We start from the raw sequence: 238 nt of genomic DNA on the forward strand, positions 1-238 counted from the left end.
AGCTGATTCACACAGCGAGCGGTGTGGGTGACGCGATGACAGGATCACGCATGCGATTAAAACACCAACCCCGGCTTTCTATGTCGTTCCCTTTGTTTTTAATGGTGCTGCTGATTCATACAGCCTTTTATTTTATTTTTTCGATAACTTTGATGCAAAAAGATATGTCACGGCTGTCTGAGGTGGGTGAAAATATTGCCATTGCTTTGAAACAATCAGAAGAAGAGGAACTTCGATC

The 238-nt window shown here is 42.9% G+C and carries 1 pseudogene; it reads left to right on the forward strand.

Annotated elements, in window-relative coordinates:
- Nucleotides 1-23: 23 nt before the first annotated feature.
- Nucleotides 24-238 (forward strand): annotated as a pseudogene (locus R0K30_RS23420) (hypothetical protein); the annotation flags it as partial.

It is taken from the genome of Bacillus sp. SIMBA_154 (genome assembly GCF_046536015.1).
In the GTDB taxonomy this organism is placed as follows: domain Bacteria; phylum Bacillota; class Bacilli; order Bacillales; family Bacillaceae; genus Bacillus; species Bacillus pumilus_P.